The organism is Bacillus sp. S4 (assembly GCF_040838205.1).
In the GTDB taxonomy this organism is placed as follows: Bacteria; Bacillota; Bacilli; order Bacillales; family Bacillaceae_G; genus Bacillus_A; species Bacillus_A cereus_U.
In genome coordinates this window covers 19,711-36,136 of sequence record NZ_JBFPJI010000017.1, presented here as the reverse complement: position 1 = coordinate 36,136, position 16,426 = coordinate 19,711, and the positions used below count along the sequence as shown (strand labels likewise).

Below are 16,426 nucleotides of genomic sequence, written 5' to 3'. Positions count from 1 at the left end.
GTTATAACGGATTTTTTAGGAATTTAAAATTTATAAATCTTAAATTATTTTTTTGGGATAATTTTTTATCTAACTAAGTTATATTGAAGTAGAGGTGAACCATCGGTGAAGCAGGTGTTGGTAATTAAGAATGAACGGTCTTTTGCAAAGAAAATCGTAAGCGGTCTAACGCAAGAAGGCTATTTCATTTTAAAACTTCACAATGAAAACCAAGGTTTAAATATAATATATGAACAAGATTGGGATATTATCATATTGGATTGGGATTCATTAAGTATACCCGGACCAGAAATTTGCAGACAAATACGACTTGTTAAAACGACACCGATCATTATTGTGACCGGCAATATTTCTAGTAAGGATTGCATAGCAGGGTTACAAGCAGGAGCAGATGATTATATAAGAAAACCATTTGTGAAAGAAGAATTAGTAGCAAGGGTTCAAGCTATTTTAAGGAGAAGTGACTGTATCCAGCAAAATGAGACAAACTTTTTTCAGTTTAAAGATCTCTTTGTTGATGCATCTAGCAATATTGTGAAAAAAGGTGGTAAAAATCTCTCGCTTACTAAGCGCGAGTATGATTTACTTGTATTTTTAATCAAGAATAAAAATACAATATTGAGCCGTGAAATGCTTTTGAATCAGGTTTGGGGATTTAACGTAGTAGTAAATCCAAATGTAGTAGACTTATATATTGGGTATGTAAGAAAAAAGTTAAAGTGCGAGAAGAAAGACAGGTATATTCAAACGATACATGGCAGGGGCTATTCAATGATTGAATGATAAAAATAAGATAATAGGTAAAGTACAGTTTGTCATAATAAACAATATCCAGCATAATAGAAAAACGAGTAAACTATTTCATTCAGTTTTACTCGTTTTTTTCTATGAAATCTGATAATCAAATAGTTTCTGTGAAATATTAAAAGACGGAAACTATAAAAAGAAGATTGCTATCAGGCAATGGATTATGAAAAAATTAGCTATTAATGGGCATTTTTTTTGCAGTAGAAATCATGGTTTATAAGGTGCCAATCTATTGGTTAGTACGTGTGGGGGATGACTCTGGTGCGCATTAGTTGAGACCGTATCTAATTTATGTTTAATTTTATTAACTCACATCATTCACAAGATTTTCACATAATTAATGACTATACTAATTAACAGGATGTTCAAATGAAAATGATTATCAATAGCGGTTTAGGTGAATAAAAGTTACTATCTAATTCAATCTATGGACGTCATCATTTTCGAAATAAATCACATTATAAGGAGTATATTTATGAAAAAATCTATGCTTTTAAAATTAGTGAGTATTCTAGCAGTTTTCACTTTAATGTTAGTAGCTTGCTCAGATTCAAGTAAGGAAACTTCAAAGGCTAATAAAGGTAATAGTAGTGATAAGCCAAAGACGGTTGAAATCACTGATGCTCATGGAACTGTTAAAGTCCCTGTAAATCCAAAGAATGTAGTTGCTTTAGATAATAGAACTTTTGAAACTTTAGCTGATTGGGGAATTAAATTAGCGGCAGCTCCAAAGGATGTAATGCCTGCAGATTCAGCATATGTAAAGGATAATAAAGTTCAAAATATTGGAAATCACCGCGAACCAAATCTTGAAATTATAGCAGCTGCAAACCCTGAACTTGTAATCGTTGGTCAAAGATTTGCTGGCCATTACGAAGAAATCAAAAAATTAGTGCCAAATGCAGCTGTTATTGATCTTAATGTTGATGTTTCTGAGAAATCTACTACGCCTGGGAAAAATTTAGTAGATGGACTTAAAAGTTCTACAATTACTTTAGGAAAAATCTTTGATAAAGATAAAGAAGCTAAACAATTAGTAGCTGATTTTGATAAATCTATTGAAACTGCAAAATCTGCTTATAATGGAAAAGATAAAGTTATGAGTGTTATTGTTACTGGTGGGAATATTGGTTTTGCTGCTCCTCACTCTGGTCGTGTTTGGGGACCAATGTATGAAATTTTCGGTTGGGTTCCAGCACTAGAAGTTTCAAATTCTACTGCAGGTCATAAAGGTGATGACGTTTCTGTTGAAGCTATTGCACAAACAAATCCTGATTGGCTTTTCGTATTAGATCGTGATGCTGCAACATCTGATGCAGCTACTTCAGCTCCTGCTAAAGATGTTATTTCTAAATCACCTGCTCTTCAAAACACAACTGCTGTTTCTAAAAAACAGGTTGTTTATGCACCAGAAGATACTTACACAAATGAATCAATTCAGACTTACATAGAGTTATTTGGTAATATTGCAAAAACTTTAGCTAAGTAGTGTAAAGGAGTACGAAAAAGTGTCAAAAAATATAATTTCTAGGGTTGAGAATACTTCTCAACCCCAGTTTTATAATCACAATAAATTATGGACAAAACCTTTTATAATAGCGATTATAGTTGTTATAATTTTAGGGATTATATCACTGTTTACTGGAGTTTATGATATACGCGGACAAGAGGACGGAATGGAGATGTTTTTCATAACTCGTGTTCCGAGAACAGTTGCATTAATGCTTACTGGTGCTGCAATGGCGATGGCAGGGCTCGTAATGCAATTAATTACACAGAATCGTTTTGTTGAACCTACTACAACGGGGACTATTGAATGGTCAGGCTTAGGCCTGCTTTTTGTATATTTATTATTTCCTGCCCCGACGTTAGTTCAAAGAATGACTGGTGCAATCATTTTTTCTTTTATAGGAACTATGATTTTCTTTCTATTTTTAAGAAGAGTTAAGCTTCGGTCGTCTTTAATTGTCCCGATTATTGGATTGATGCTTGGAGCAGTCATTTCTGCAGTGTCTACTTTTTTGGGACTCCTTTTTCAAATGACGCAAAGTATTGAAACTTGGTTTGTAGGTTCATTTGCTACCGTTCAGGTGGGCAGGTATGAATATTTATGGCTGATTGTTATCATTACTTTGCTTATTTTTATGTATGCTAATAGATTGACTTTAGCTGGACTAGGAGAAGATGTCGCAACAAGCCTTGGAGTTAATTACAATAGAATTGTTCTTTTTGGGACTGGCCTTATCTCTGTTGCAGTTGGAATTGTTGCAGCTGTTATTGGAAACTTACCTTTCTTGGGATTAATTGTTCCAAATATTGTTTCAATGTTTAGAGGTGATGATCTTAGGAGTAATTTACCTTGGGTATGTGTGATCGGAATGGGGACAATAACTGCCTGTGACATCATTTCTCGAACAATTATAAAGCCTTTTGAAGTACCTGTTTCTTTAATACTTGCAACAGTGGGAGCAGTCGTATTTATTACTATTTTATTGAGGCAAAGAAAACCAAGGAGGCTGCGATGATCACATTAGACTATAGAAATAAAGAAAATGTCGAAATCGATTCTAGCCTTCATAATGAAAATAGATCAGCTAGTGCTTTTCGTTCTAAGAAGGAAGCAAGACGTTATTGGATTGTACTGATAACATTGATTGCTTTAGGTCTTCTTTCTTCATATGGACTTTTAGTTTATAACAATCCAGTTCCGATAGATTCACCTTCTTTTATCCCAGTTGTTAAGAGAAGGATAGTAGCTATTGTTGCAATGATTATTGCTGCAGTTTGCCATAGCTTGTCGACAGTTGCTTTCCAATCTATTACGAATAATAAGATTATTACTCCTTCGCTTTTAGGTTTCGAATCACTTTATTCAGCAATTCAAACGAGTACAATATTCTTCTTTGGTGCTAGTGCATTGATAAATTTTAATGGAATTGGATCATTTTTATTTCAAGTCGTTGTTATGGTCTTCATGAGTTTGATACTTTATGGATGGTTACTTTCCGGTAAATACGGGAATTTACAACTTATGCTTTTAGTTGGAATTATTATTGGTACCGGGCTAAATTCTGTGTCAACTTTCATGAGGAAACTACTTGCGCCTTCAGAATTTGATATTTTACAAGCGAGATTATTTGGTTCTGTTAATCATGCAGATCCTGCATATTTTCCTATTGTAATTCCTATGATCATAATTGTAGCAGTATTAATTTTTGCACATTCTAAGAATTTGAATGTTTTGTCACTAGGAAAGGATGTTGCTACTTCTTTTGGAGTTAAATATCAACCTAGTGTAATTTATACGCTTGTATTAGTAGCTATTTTGATGTCCATTTCAACAGCTCTGATTGGACCACTTACTTTCTACGGCTTTTTAGTAGCAACTTTGAGTTATCAGGCGGCGTCAACGTATGATCATAGATATATTTTTCCAATGGCTTTTGCAATAGGATTTTTAATAATGACGAGTGCATACTTTTTAATGTATCATGTATTCCATGCTCAAGGTGTAGTTTCAGTTATTATCGAATTATTTGGTGGAATAATATTCTTAACTATAGTTTTAAGGAAGAGGGCTTTATGATAAAAATTGATAATGTTAAAAAGTTCTATACTGATAAGGTAAAAATAGGACCTTTGGATATTGAAATACCAAAAGCGGGCTTTACTTCTTTAATTGGACCAAATGGAGCTGGAAAGTCAACGACACTTTTGATGATTGGCAGACTTTTAGATATGGATGAAGGCCAAATTCAGGTAGCAAATATGGATGTTTCTGAATCCAAATCAAAAGACTTAGCAAAAGTTTTGACTATATTGCGACAAGAAAATCATTTTGTAACTAGGCTTACTGTTAGACAACTAGTTGGATTTGGGCGCTTTCCTTATTCAAAGGGAAGGTTAACTAAAGAAGATGAGGTTATTATTTCTAAATATATCGATTTCCTAGATTTAACTAATTTAGAGAATAGATATTTAGATGAGCTTTCTGGTGGTCAAAGACAAAGGGCATATGTAGCGATGGTATTGTGCCAAGAGACTGAATATGTACTTTTGGACGAGCCTCTGAACAACCTTGATGTTGCTCGTTCTGTTCAAATGATGGAGCATTTGAGACGTGCGGCTAATGAATTTGGAAGAACAATTTTGACTGTTATGCATGACATAAATTTTGCAGCCAAATATTCTGATAAAATTTGTGCTATGAAAGATGGACAAATTGCTGCTTTTGGAACAGTAGAAGAGGTTATGGACCCGGAAATTTTGACAGATATTTTTGAAACAAAAATAGAAATTATCAATGGTCCTTATGGGCCAATCGCTGTTTATTAGTTACAAAATGTGAAAAATGAGTATGTCAAAAAATACTGTAGCTTGTGTAAATCATGCCTGCTACTCTAGTTGAAGTTGCTGTCTGTATTTTATAGGCAGCAGCTTTTTTTAATGCGGTTGCCCATGATAACTCTTAATATTTCTGGCTGCTCGTAACAGTCCTACATGTATTTCATTACTTCCGGTCCTGCGATGCTTCCAACAATAAACTTGTAAATTACTCATGAAATGCAAAGGAACGCTTCGCATTTTCAAGTATTTACCAAACGAAAAATTTATCTCTGTATAACTTTTTATAAGAATTCAGCTTGTTTTTTTGTATGTAATATTGCATATAAGAGTGTATTGATAAAAGTGTAAGGGGTCACTATAATGAGGGCATAAAGATAAATCACATTTTCGTAGCAATAAAAAAGGAGGAAATAATATGGAAATCGCAATGGCAGTTTTGAAATTTGTAGGTGGCGTAATCCCGTTAATTCAAGAACTTTTGAAAGCATTTATGTAGGTTTATTAGTTAGCTAGCATTTATCAATCATTATCATATCTTACTAAAAAAAGAACGGGGTGATTTTTCTGAATATTAAGAAAAACACTAAAAGAAGAAAGTTCCTTGCGTGTTTATTAGTTAGTCTATGCACTATTAATTATTCATCTATTTCCTTCGCAGAAACACAAGCAGGTAATACAACTGATGTAACCAAAAATGCTAGTGGCATTGATACTGGTATAGCAAATCTTAAATATAATAATCAAGGGGTTTTAGCTGTAAATGGTGATAAAGTAGAGAGTTTTGTTCCGAAAGAAAGTATCAATTCAAATGGTAAATTTGTAGTAGTGGAACGCGAGAAAAAATCACTTACAACTTCACCAGTCGATATTTCGATTATTGATTCTGTGGCGAATCGTACGTATCCAGGAGCGGTACAACTTGCAAATAAAGCTTTTGCAGACAATCAACCTAGTTTATTAGTGGCTAAGAGAAAGCCTTTAAATATTAGTATAGACTTACCTGGCATGAGAAAAGAAAATACAATTACTGTCCAGAATCCGACATATGGTAATGTGGCTGGAGCAGTAGATGATTTAGTATCTACTTGGAATGAAAAGTATTCTAAAACACATACGTTACCCGCAAGAATGCAGTATACAGAATCTATGGTTTATAGTAAATCACAAATCGCAAGTGCCCTTAACGTTAACGCCAAATATCTTGATAACAGTCTAAACATTGATTTTAATGCGGTTGCAAATGGAGAGAAAAAAGTGATGGTAGCGGCATATAAGCAAATATTTTATACCGTAAGTGCTGAACTACCTAACAATCCATCCGATCTTTTTGATAATAGTGTTACTTTTGGTGAGTTAACTCGTAAAGGTGTAAGTAATTCGGCTCCACCTGTTATGGTCTCAAATGTAGCTTATGGTAGAACTGTTTATGTAAAATTAGAAACAACATCTAAGAGCAAAGATGTACAAGCTGCTTTTAAAGCCTTACTTAAGAATAACAGCGTCGAAACGAATGGACAGTACAAAGATATTTTTGAAGAAAGTACCTTTACTGCTGTAGTATTAGGCGGAGATGCGAAAGAGCATAACAAGGTTGTTACTAAAGATTTCAATGAAATCCGAAATATCATTAAAGATAATGCTGAATTAAGTCTTAAAAATCCAGCATACCCAATTTCATATACAAGTACTTTTTTAAAAGATAATGCAACTGCTGCTGTTCATAACAATACAGATTATATCGAGACGACAACTACAGAATATTCAAGTGCTAAAATGACACTGGATCATTACGGTGCTTACGTTGCGCAATTTGATGTATCTTGGGATGAATTCACATTTGATCAAAATGGTAAAGAAGTACTAACACATAAAACATGGGATGGTAGCGGCAAAGACAAAACGGCTCATTACTCTACAGTTATCCCTCTTCCACCAAATTCAAAAAATATAAAAATCGTAGCAAGAGAATGTACTGGTCTTGCATGGGAATGGTGGAGAACAATTATTAATGAACAAAATGTTCCATTAACAAATGAAATAAAAGTTTCAATTGGAGGAACAACATTATACCCAACTGCTAGTATTAGTCATTAGGTATAAAAAGGCGCCCTGTAAGCAGGGCGCTTTTTTACTTAGTCACAAATTTTACTCTTTCCAAAACTGTTCCAATAGAATGACAAGCATGGTACCCACAAGTAATCCATTACTTAAAACATATTGTAAGGAAGAAGGAATTCCGCTAAACGCACTTTCTGGAAGAAACATTATTCCCAAACTGATTAATAATGAAATTCCTAATATAGTTAATCGGCGTTGATTTAATTCTTCACGTAAAATGGATTGAAATGAAATGCCTATTACTTGGACAAATGTTGCTAAAAGTGCAGCATTAGCAATAGGGCCTGGAAGTAAGGATATAAAGCTTACAATTGAGGGAATAAAAGAAATTCCTGCTAATATGAGACTTGCTATAAGGAACGACTTCACTTTTCTTTGTCCTGTTAGTTGAATAAATCCTGCTGATGCAGGTAATGGTACAATTCCAATTGTCGAGAACAACGACGAGATAATATGTGATATACCTCCGGCCCACACGCTGCGGTTCAGTGTTTGCTTTTCATTTTCTTTAGATAATGGAGCCACTTGTTTTACAGCCGAAATAGCAGCAATCGTATTTGCAACTAAAAGAAATGTAAATAAAGTTGCAGTTAGAGCCATTCCGATATCGAATCTAGGTGTGCCCCAAGAAAATAGCTCTGGTAACTTAACTAACGGTGTGTGTGAAGGCATATGAGATGATTTTCCTAATACAGCATACAAAAGCCAACCACATGAAATGCCAAGTAACACAGCATAACTTTTCATCCACCCTTTCCCTTTAATTGATAAGAAAGTAATAAGGGCAAAAACAAAGAGCGCAATAGCAGCCGTTGTATAATCAGGATGAGTTACAGCTCCTTGTAATCCCATCATTCCTTTTAGTAACACACCACTAAGCTGAAGAGATAATATTAAAAGAAAAGTTCCTGTAACCAAGGGTGTAAATAAACGTAGAATTCGATGAACAAGCCCTGTTATACCAAGGACGAAGAGTAATATACCTGCAATAATTAATCCGCCTTCTAAAAGTTGTAATACATCCTTTGCACTTTGTCCCTGATGCATAGCGACTTGTCCCAATATGACAAATATACTTACCCATGAACCGGCTGGCCCATCCGCTATGGGATAGCGATGCCCAAACCATGCTTGTATAAATGAACTTACTCCTACAACTAAAAAAGTTCGTTGCATTAATGTTGAGATATCTTCTATTGACAAATGGAATATGCCACCAATAATGATAGGCAATGCAATTGCATTTGCTAATAAAAACACAAACCACTGTAGAATACTAAAGCTCGTATCGACGTATTTTTTATTCATATTATTCTCCCTTGTATAAAAAGAATCTCATAGTAAAAATCCATCCTTTCTACACAGCTAGATTAAAAAGGATGGATTTTGTAAATCTATAAAATTACTTTAATTATATAGATAGATTTTTAATTAATTACCATGTACGGAACGGTAAGAATTTCCCGTTAAGTGTAATCACGATACGAGGGTCGCCACCTTTTGGATCTTCTTGTGTGTCCACACCTAGATTGAAGTTAATTGCACTCATTACACCTTCGCCAGCTTTTTCTAGGATTAATTCTCTAAGAGTTGGTGCGTATTGTAACATCATTTCATATAATCGATATAAGATTGGGTCAGTAGGAGGCATTTGCATTACTTGACCTCTAAGTGGAACTACTGTTAATGCTTGAACTACTTCTTCATCTAATTCTAATAGTTTACCGATTTTTTCTGCTTCTGAACGTGTCATTGTAGCTTGTCCTAATAACGCTGTTACAACCCAAGTCTCAGAGTTTTCACTTACCTTTGAAATTTCTTCCCATGTTAAACCTTTTGCAATTTTTGCTTCCATAATTTTTTGCGTAGCTTCTTGTCTATTCATATCTAATAACTTCCTTCCATTTAAGTAATAATAATTAATTTTTCATACCATTTAATGCTTTATATCCATCAACTACTAAATCTAATTTACCTGTGTGAGGATCAATAACTAAACCATGTACAGGAACATCTTTTGGAATAAGTGGATGATTTTTTACTAAATCAACATTAGCTTGAGTTGAATCGCAGACATCATCGAATCCAAATAACCATTTTTCAAGGTCAACACCAGCATATTCAATCGCTGATAAAATTTCTGGTGAAGCTACTCCACGATCTAATATTTTTTGAAGTGTTCCTTTTGGATTAGTTTGACTCGCACCACATCTATGGTGTCCGATAAGGAAGATTTCATCTGCATTTAAATCATATACTGATGCTACAACACTTTGCATAACACTATCGAAAGGAGAAGCAATCTTACCACCTGCATTTCTGATAACTTTTGCATCACCATCGTGTATATCTAAAGCTTTTGGAAGTAGCTCAATTAAGCGAGCATCCATGCAAGAAACAACAACCATACTTTTTTTAGGCATTTTTGTCGCTTCAAGAGAAGCGTATTCCTTATTTTCTACAAATTGTTCATTGAACGATAGAATATCTTGTAATAACATATTTGTAACCTCCTTTAAATCTAGATGTATTTTTTTGTTACGTCCTCTATGTTATAAGTGAATATAACTGATAAATAATGTGATGTAAGAGGATAAACTAAGTATAGTGAATTGTATCGATAAGCAGAATAAGTTGGCGAAACACTTTCGGGCTTTCTACTTTCACGGTGAAAGGATTGGTTTATATCATTGATCAAACAGATTTTGAGATACTGAAATTATTAGGAGAAAACTCAAGAATACAATGGAAAGAACTTGGTCAGAAAATACATATGACGGGGCAGGCTGTAGGAAATCGAATTCGGAGATTAGAGGATTTAGGGATTATTGAACAATATACAATTGCAATAAACCGAATCAAATTAGGACAAATAGTGACTGCATTTGTTACTTTGTTTGTAACAACAGTTAATCATCAAGAGTTTATGAATTTCTTTCAAGGAGAAGAAGGAATTTCTGAAGTGCATCGTATAAGTGGTGAGGGATGTTATTTATTAAAAACACATTTTGCTTCTAATGAAGAATTGGATAACTTTCTGGGGCGACTATTAAAGTACGGGAATTATCGTGTTAACCTATCGATAGGAAAGTTAAAATAAGATTTCTTTTTTTGAGGTTATAGTAACATTATTTGCTAATCCCTATTTGTATAGAGATAATAAAGTCGTTTGATTTTTATCCCGCATTAACGGGCGAGTTAAAACGATTGGTCACTGGTATTACGCAAAAAATGCTTACTGAGCAATTGAAAGAGCTTGAAAAAGATGGGCTTGTGTCTAGAAAAGTATACAATCAAGTACCACCGAAAGTTGGGTATTCTCTTACGAAACAGGGACAATCATTAAAAGAAGTTTTAAAAGTACTTTGCGATTGGGGAAGCGACTATATTAAGCAAAGATATCCTAATGGTGAAGTGCTAGTGAAAGAGGACGATCATATTTGATTTAACACTCCTATAATTGTAAGTTTGTTATAATGAACAAGTACTTACACGAAAGGGAGTCTAAAGTGAAAATGAAATCATTTAATATCGATCATTATATAGCTAGCGTTTTACAGTGGATATTGAATATAGCGTTAATCATATTATCAATTGTCTTATCTATCTTTTTAATTAACGAGACGATTACTTTTATTCAATACATATTTTCAGCGAAGAAATACACACCGTATAAATTAGTTGAAAGCATCATTGTCTACTTCTTATACTTCGAGTTTATCGCATTAATTATTAAGTATTTTAAATCGAACTATCATTTTCCATTACGGTATTTTATTTATATCGGGATTACGGCTTTAATTCGATTAATTATCGTGTCTCACGATGAACCGATGGAGACGTTGTTATATGCAGGGTCTATTCTTGTTTTAGTCATTGCTTTATACATATCCAATATGAGGGATTTGAAGAAAGAGTAGTAGTGCAGACTTTTGTTTGCACTATTTTTACATCTTGACCTTCAAGTTACTTGAAAGTTTACAATGTAAGTAGGGCGTTTGAAATCTAAAAAAAATGAGAAATTAAGTGAAGAGGTTATTTTACTTGGAGGTTATAGAAATGAGTAAGGAATTGAAATTACGTCCTTTAGAACGAGAAGATTTAAAGTTTGTACACGAACTTAATAATAATGCACATATTATGTCGTATTGGTTTGAAGAACCGTATGAGGCATTTGTGGAGCTGCAGGATTTATATGATAAACATATACATGATCAAAGTGAGCGCCGATTTATCGTTGAGAAAGATAATGAGATGGTTGGATTGGTCGAATTAGTAGAAATCGATTATATTCACCGTAGAACTGAATTCCAAATTATTATTGATCCGAGTTACCAAGGTTACGGTTATGCAGCTGATGCAACGCGTTTAGCAATGGATTACGCTTTTTCCGTATTAAATATGCATAAAATATATTTAGTTGTCGATAAAGAGAATGAAAAAGCTGTACACGTTTATAAAAAGGTCGGATTTATAGTAGAAGGTGAGTTGCAAGATGAGTTCTTCGTTGATGGCAACTACCATAATGCGATAAGAATGTGTATGTTCCAAAAAGAATATTTTAGAGTAAAAAGACTATAGACAATGATTGTCTATAGTCTTTTTTGTTATTTAAAACAACAACTATTTATTGTAAAACGATAAATAGTTGTTGACCTATAATGCGGTGGGGCTTATTATGAGGATAGCAAAAGGAATGCGGAAAAATTAATTATGAAATTAAAGGAGAATATATTATGAAAAATAAATTTTTATTAGCTATCGTACTAATATCGTTAGGAGTTACCTGTTTATTAATGCACGGTACAACTAGTAAAGTGGCGGATAATGGGCTTCTTGTAGAACCTTTCTTTTTCCTAGTACCAGTAAGCTACCTATTGTTCTTTAGTGGTATTGGTGTGTTGCTAGTTGGATTTATCACTTCAAAGTTGAAAAAACAGCAATAGATAAATGCTGTTAGTTCAGGAGGGGATTTTTGTGAAACAAAAAGAATTGTCATTATGGTTAAAGTTAATTATCATTCTTTGCGGATGTTTTGGTTTATTGTTCTGCATATATATTGGGCCAGAAACGGGAAGAGCGGTATTGTTAGTTTCAGAAAATTTGAAGGGACTATATAAGCCATTCGTACTGTTCATTTGGATCACAGGAATTCCATTTTTTAGCGCTTTATTTTTAGGATGGAAAATATGTTCAGATATTGCCTCACACAAAGCCTTTACTGTAAAAAATGCGAATCAATTAAAGAGGATTAGTATTTTATCTATGACTGAAGGTGTTTTATATATCGGAGCATTACTATATATTTTCACAGCTGGAAGTTATCATACGAGCATTTTAGTTATTCTATTACTTATTTTATTCTTCTCAGTCGTTATATCTATTTTTACTTCCTTACTTTCTCATTTAATTAGAAAAGCAAGTGAAATAAAAGATGATAACGACTTAACGATTTGAGGTGCTCTGTTATGACGATTGTAGTAAATCTCGATGTAATGTTAGCGAAAAGAAAAATGAGTGTGACAGAGTTATCCGAGAAATTAGGAATTACAATGGCGAATGTCTCGATATTAAAAAATGGAAAAGCAAAAGCAATTAAATTCTCAACTTTAGAGAAGATATGTGAAGCTTTAGAGTGTCAGCCAGGTGACATTTTAGAGTATAAAAAGGAGGAATTATGATGAAGAAAAAATATTTATTAGCTTCTAGTCCGATATTTTTAGGCGTGTTATGTATACTTATGTTTAATATAATTGGTTCCGAAGTGAAGCCAGATGGAACTTTAGTCGAACCATTTTTCGTAATTCCATTAGCTTATTTATTTGTTTTTACTGGAATTATTGTGATTTTACTCGTGGCTGTTTTCTCGATGTTTCGAAAAAAGCAAGCGCGATAAAACACTTACTATGAAATAGAGACATATGATATGGAAGAAAAATAAAAAGTGAGCTGAATAATGATGAACCATTATTTTCACCTTGGAAGACAAGTAGGGCCAGCTATTACAGTGGCCGGGGCACAGATGACAATTCAGGCAGTGCATCAGGCCATTCAAATGCAACAACAAGCACAAGTAGCGCAGATGATGCAGAGCCAGTATATGTCGTATTCACAGCTTCCTGTGCAAAGTATACATTATGATGTGTATCCAGCTGGTTTGTTTTCAATTCCATATGGCGGGGCATACTTTTTATGAAAGAAAGCGACCGGTAAAAGAGTCGCTTTTTTATATGCCACCTAACTTCATCCCGAGGAATGCGAAGATGATACCAATCATATAAGTCGCGCTTAAATATAAAAATAGTATGCCAAATTTTTTGCGGTTGAAAAGCTGAACGGATTCTAATTTAAACGTTGAAAATGTAGTGAAGGCGCCCATAAACCCTGTGCCTAATAATAATTGCCAACTTGTAGTTATTCCTTTGCCAATTATATATCCGAGTAAAAATGCTCCCGTTATATTAATGAGGAATGTAGCAATCGGAAATGAAGTTTTGTTTCTTTCTTTAAACCAATTACTAATTGCAAATCGTGTAATGGCACCGAAGAATCCTCCTGTTGCTACTAATAAAGCGTTAATCATGATATTTCACCTTCCTCAAGGTGTTTTTGTAGTAAAAAATCTCCAAGTTTATAGCCAAGCCCAGACATAATTAGACCACCTAGCATACTGCATGATACATATAAAAATGCGATACTAAAATGTGAATGATTGATTAACTGTACAGTTTCTACACTGAATGTTGAAAACGTCGTAAATGAACCGATAAACCCGGTTCCAATTCCGGTAATAACTTCGGAGGATAAGATGTTTAACCGAGCGATATAGGTGGTTAGCAAAGCAAGTAAGAAACAACCAATTAAGTTAATCGTTAATGTAGCGAGTGGTAATACATGATGCCAAAGCGTATCGATAGTAAAACCTAAATAATAACGGGAAAGAGCTCCGAATATACCAGCTATGCCAACAATAATATATTTCAACTTCTTCACCTCTCTAATAGTTTACTCAAAAAAAATAGACTCCTACCAGTAGTCATACTGGTAGGAGTCATTAGCTAATTCGCATTTACGGCGAACTCCATCGCCTATAAGTTCTATTTATAGTGTACTAAATATTATTTTGGATTACCAATAAATATGTTAACGAAAAGTAGGATCGGTATATTCTTTGAAGTTGGAATTTCTCTGTTGTGGATTGTAATTGCTTTACAGTCTTGTCTTCTGAAATGTTATGATTGAATTTCAAGACAATTGCAGTGAGGGGTACAACGATTATTTGTTAGCTAAATATAATGATATGAAGTTTTCTTTATGGTAAAATATTTCTTGTGTCTTTAATCCATCTTTATTTAACTGAAAATACAGAAAAATAAAATGTTATTTTACAAAAAAAGGGGTCATGTGTTTTGAAGAAATTTTTAAAAATAGTATTAATATTTATTTTAATAGTAGCTGGTATTCTAGGTGGATTTTTAGCTTATATGACACTTACAAAAGAGCAGCCAGCGAATGTTTTAGACGTAAAGGTTGAAAATAACAAAGAGCGTGTACTGCAGCAAGGAAATGAATTTAAAGTTACAACATTTAATATTGGGTATGCTGGATTAGATAAGGATCAAGACTTCTTTATGGACGGAGGAAAGGGTTCTGGTTCGAGTAGTAAAGAACAGACTGAAGTGAACTTGAAAAATATGCTTTCATTTTTACAAAATGAGAATAGCGATTTTACGTTATTGCAAGAAGTTGATATAAAATCCCACCGATCATTTGATGTAAATGAACATGAGCTTTTGAAAAAAGGATTACCTGATTATGCTTCTTCATTTGGGAAGAACTACGATACTAAGTGGGTTCCTGTCCCAGTCACAAAACCGCTGGGATATGCTGAGGGCGGATTAAGTACATTTTCTAAATATACAGTTCAAACAGCAACGCGGTTCCAACTACCCGGAATGGAGCCTTGGCCGAAGCGTTTATTCGATTTAGATCGAGCGATTGTTGAACATAAAATCCCTGTTAATAATGGGAAGTATGTTAGGCTCGTAAATGTACATTTATCTGCTTATGATAAGGGCGGGAAAATTAGAAAACAACAAGCAGAGTATTTAAAAGAATATATGAACAAGTGGTATCAAAATGGTGATTACGTCATATTAGGCGGAGATTGGAACCAGTTACTTTCTAATGTCCAATTAAGCGATCCTAAGTTTGTAAAGGAGCGTCCTGAATGGCTAGTAGAGTTACCAAAGGACTTTGCGGATGGAGGATTTCAATGGGCTGTAGATCCATCTGTTATGACGGTAAGGGATGATGTGAAGAAATATGTGGAAGATGAAAACTTTGTCACTATTATTGATGGATTTATGGTTTCACCGAATGTTGAAATTGTAAATGTACAAGGGACAGACTTAAAGTTTGAAAATAGTGATCATAACCCAGTTAGTGCGGTATTTAAATTGAAATAATTGATGCGCGGGGCTTCATAGAATATCACCTAAAAAGAGCACAATAATGTGCCCTTTTTATACTTGGTAGGAATTTAATTGCTTTTCTCCGCGTTTTCTGCCAAGCTTAAGGAGAAAAATACTTCGAAGAAAGAAATATATAGGTGACACATATGATTGAAGTTAAGACTTCTGAACTTAGTGATGGAGAATTTAATAGAGGTGTATTTGCGACTCGTGATATTAAAAAGGGTGAGTTGATACACTCAGCACCAGTTATCTCTTATCCGAATGAACAGCATGAACACATTGAGAAAACGTTACTTGCTGACTACGCATTTGAGTATGGGGTAAATCATACGGCATTCCTTTTAGGATACGGCATGTTATTTAATCATGCATATAATCCGAATGCAACGTATGATATTGTCTTTGAGAATCATACGTTTAACTTCTTTGCTTACAAAGATATAAAAGCGGGCGAAGAGATTCTAATCAATTATAATGGTGAAGTTGATGACGATGAGCTATTATGGTTTGATAAGGAAAAAGAAGAGAACGAAAAATAATTTAATGAGTATAGAAAGGGCACATTCTGTGGGATGTGCTCTTTTTTTATGGATGTGAGTAAAGTAAAGATTACAAAATAATACCATTTTTCTTTCGTATGGTATAGTAAGATAATGAGGGATAGTGTTTTGTAAAAG

General features: G+C 33.9%; 22 protein-coding genes and 1 riboswitch. Of the genes, 17 read left to right on the top strand and 5 right to left on the bottom strand.

Going from position 1 to position 16,426, the window contains the following annotated elements; all coding sequences use genetic code 11:
* Positions 1-105: 105 nt before the first annotated feature.
* The 6 genes from AB3X48_RS04490 (at position 106) to alo (ending at position 7,248) form a co-directional block, all read left to right on the top strand.
* Entirely contained in the window at positions 106-783 is a 678-nt protein-coding gene (locus AB3X48_RS04490; protein WP_016106594.1) for a response regulator transcription factor, read from the top strand.
* Between the two features lie 499 nt (positions 784-1,282).
* Positions 1,283-2,296 (top strand): siderophore ABC transporter substrate-binding protein, encoded by a 1,014-nt coding sequence (locus tag AB3X48_RS04485; RefSeq protein ID WP_016106593.1) that lies wholly within the window; start codon positions 1,283-1,285, stop codon positions 2,294-2,296.
* A 19-nt stretch (positions 2,297-2,315) separates the two neighbouring features.
* Entirely contained in the window at positions 2,316-3,332 is a 1,017-nt protein-coding gene (gene fatD / locus AB3X48_RS04480) for a petrobactin ABC transporter permease FatD (protein WP_016106592.1), read from the top strand.
* The gene (gene fatC, locus AB3X48_RS04475) at positions 3,329-4,393 is read left to right on the top strand and encodes a petrobactin ABC transporter permease FatC (protein ID WP_016106591.1); all 1,065 of its coding nucleotides are present in this window, start codon (positions 3,329-3,331) and stop codon (positions 4,391-4,393) included. The genes fatD and fatC overlap by 4 nt, the downstream gene beginning before the upstream one ends.
* On the top strand, positions 4,390-5,142 hold the full coding sequence (fatE, locus tag AB3X48_RS04470; protein WP_002192292.1) for a petrobactin ABC transporter ATP-binding protein FatE: 753 nt from the start codon (positions 4,390-4,392) through the stop codon (positions 5,140-5,142). Before fatC ends, fatE begins: the two co-directional genes overlap by 4 nt.
* Positions 5,143-5,709: 567 nt before the next feature.
* Complete coding sequence (gene alo, locus AB3X48_RS04465; protein WP_016106590.1) at positions 5,710-7,248, top strand: anthrolysin O/cereolysin O family cholesterol-dependent cytolysin Alo; 1,539 nt, start codon at positions 5,710-5,712, stop codon at positions 7,246-7,248.
* 51 nt (positions 7,249-7,299) lie between these two features.
* Here the strand turns inward: alo and AB3X48_RS04460 are convergent, their stop codons facing one another.
* The 3 genes from AB3X48_RS04460 to AB3X48_RS04450 all read right to left on the bottom strand — a co-directional run bounded on the left by AB3X48_RS04460 (position 7,300) and on the right by AB3X48_RS04450 (position 9,773).
* Positions 7,300-8,580 (bottom strand): purine/pyrimidine permease, encoded by a 1,281-nt coding sequence (locus tag AB3X48_RS04460; protein ID WP_016106589.1) that lies wholly within the window; start codon positions 8,578-8,580, stop codon positions 7,300-7,302.
* Between the two features lie 127 nt (positions 8,581-8,707).
* Positions 8,708-9,157, bottom strand: a complete 450-nt coding sequence (gene cynS, locus AB3X48_RS04455) for a cyanase (protein ID WP_002159925.1) — start codon at positions 9,155-9,157, stop codon at positions 8,708-8,710.
* Between the two features lie 34 nt (positions 9,158-9,191).
* The gene (locus AB3X48_RS04450; protein WP_002159926.1) at positions 9,192-9,773 is read right to left on the bottom strand and encodes a beta-class carbonic anhydrase; all 582 of its coding nucleotides are present in this window, start codon (positions 9,771-9,773) and stop codon (positions 9,192-9,194) included.
* A 167-nt stretch (positions 9,774-9,940) separates the two neighbouring features.
* On the opposite strand from AB3X48_RS04450, the gene AB3X48_RS04445 reads away from it, so the two are divergent.
* From AB3X48_RS04445 to AB3X48_RS04405, 9 genes are all read left to right on the top strand, one after another.
* Positions 9,941-10,372, top strand: a complete 432-nt coding sequence (locus AB3X48_RS04445; protein WP_002159927.1) for an Lrp/AsnC family transcriptional regulator — start codon at positions 9,941-9,943, stop codon at positions 10,370-10,372.
* Positions 10,373-10,404: 32 nt separating this feature from the next.
* The gene (locus AB3X48_RS04440) at positions 10,405-10,716 is read left to right on the top strand and encodes a winged helix-turn-helix transcriptional regulator (protein ID WP_033714903.1); all 312 of its coding nucleotides are present in this window, start codon (positions 10,405-10,407) and stop codon (positions 10,714-10,716) included.
* Between the two features lie 71 nt (positions 10,717-10,787).
* Complete coding sequence (gene psiE / locus AB3X48_RS04435) at positions 10,788-11,192, top strand: phosphate-starvation-inducible protein PsiE (protein WP_002159929.1); 405 nt, start codon at positions 10,788-10,790, stop codon at positions 11,190-11,192.
* 139 nt (positions 11,193-11,331) lie between these two features.
* Positions 11,332-11,853, top strand: coding sequence for a spermidine N1-acetyltransferase (speG, locus tag AB3X48_RS04430; RefSeq protein WP_002159930.1), 522 nt, complete (start codon positions 11,332-11,334; stop codon positions 11,851-11,853).
* A gap of 155 nt (positions 11,854-12,008) precedes the next feature.
* Entirely contained in the window at positions 12,009-12,218 is a 210-nt protein-coding gene (locus tag AB3X48_RS04425; RefSeq protein ID WP_002129860.1) for a DUF3955 domain-containing protein, read from the top strand.
* A 31-nt stretch (positions 12,219-12,249) separates the two neighbouring features.
* Complete coding sequence (locus AB3X48_RS04420; RefSeq protein ID WP_016106587.1) at positions 12,250-12,729, top strand: DUF2975 domain-containing protein; 480 nt, start codon at positions 12,250-12,252, stop codon at positions 12,727-12,729.
* A gap of 11 nt (positions 12,730-12,740) precedes the next feature.
* Positions 12,741-12,953 (top strand): helix-turn-helix domain-containing protein, encoded by a 213-nt coding sequence (locus AB3X48_RS04415; RefSeq protein WP_002112778.1) that lies wholly within the window; start codon positions 12,741-12,743, stop codon positions 12,951-12,953.
* Positions 12,953-13,168, top strand: a complete 216-nt coding sequence (locus AB3X48_RS04410; protein ID WP_016106586.1) for a DUF3955 domain-containing protein — start codon at positions 12,953-12,955, stop codon at positions 13,166-13,168. The genes AB3X48_RS04415 and AB3X48_RS04410 overlap by 1 nt, the downstream gene beginning before the upstream one ends.
* A 60-nt stretch (positions 13,169-13,228) precedes the next feature.
* The gene (locus AB3X48_RS04405; protein ID WP_367958890.1) at positions 13,229-13,468 is read left to right on the top strand and encodes a DUF3947 family protein; all 240 of its coding nucleotides are present in this window, start codon (positions 13,229-13,231) and stop codon (positions 13,466-13,468) included.
* A 30-nt stretch (positions 13,469-13,498) separates the two neighbouring features.
* Here the strand turns inward: AB3X48_RS04405 and crcB (AB3X48_RS04400) are convergent, their stop codons facing one another.
* Complete coding sequence (crcB, locus tag AB3X48_RS04400) at positions 13,499-13,855, bottom strand: fluoride efflux transporter CrcB (protein WP_016106584.1); 357 nt, start codon at positions 13,853-13,855, stop codon at positions 13,499-13,501.
* Positions 13,852-14,256, bottom strand: coding sequence for a fluoride efflux transporter CrcB (gene crcB / locus AB3X48_RS04395; protein WP_016106583.1), 405 nt, complete (start codon positions 14,254-14,256; stop codon positions 13,852-13,854). The genes crcB (AB3X48_RS04400) and crcB (AB3X48_RS04395) overlap by 4 nt, the downstream gene beginning before the upstream one ends.
* 54 nt (positions 14,257-14,310) lie before the next feature.
* Positions 14,311-14,370, bottom strand: a riboswitch (Fluoride riboswitch).
* Between the two features lie 311 nt (positions 14,371-14,681).
* Between crcB (AB3X48_RS04395) and AB3X48_RS04390 the strand changes: the two genes are divergently transcribed.
* Together AB3X48_RS04390 and AB3X48_RS04385 are read left to right on the top strand one after the other, a co-directional pair.
* Positions 14,682-15,740 (top strand): endonuclease/exonuclease/phosphatase family protein, encoded by a 1,059-nt coding sequence (locus tag AB3X48_RS04390; protein ID WP_016106582.1) that lies wholly within the window; start codon positions 14,682-14,684, stop codon positions 15,738-15,740.
* 152 nt (positions 15,741-15,892) lie between these two features.
* Positions 15,893-16,288: an SET domain-containing protein gene (locus AB3X48_RS04385; RefSeq protein WP_000573650.1), complete on the top strand. Its 396-nt coding sequence runs from the start codon at positions 15,893-15,895 to the stop codon at positions 16,286-16,288.
* Positions 16,289-16,426: the final 138 nt, after the last annotated feature.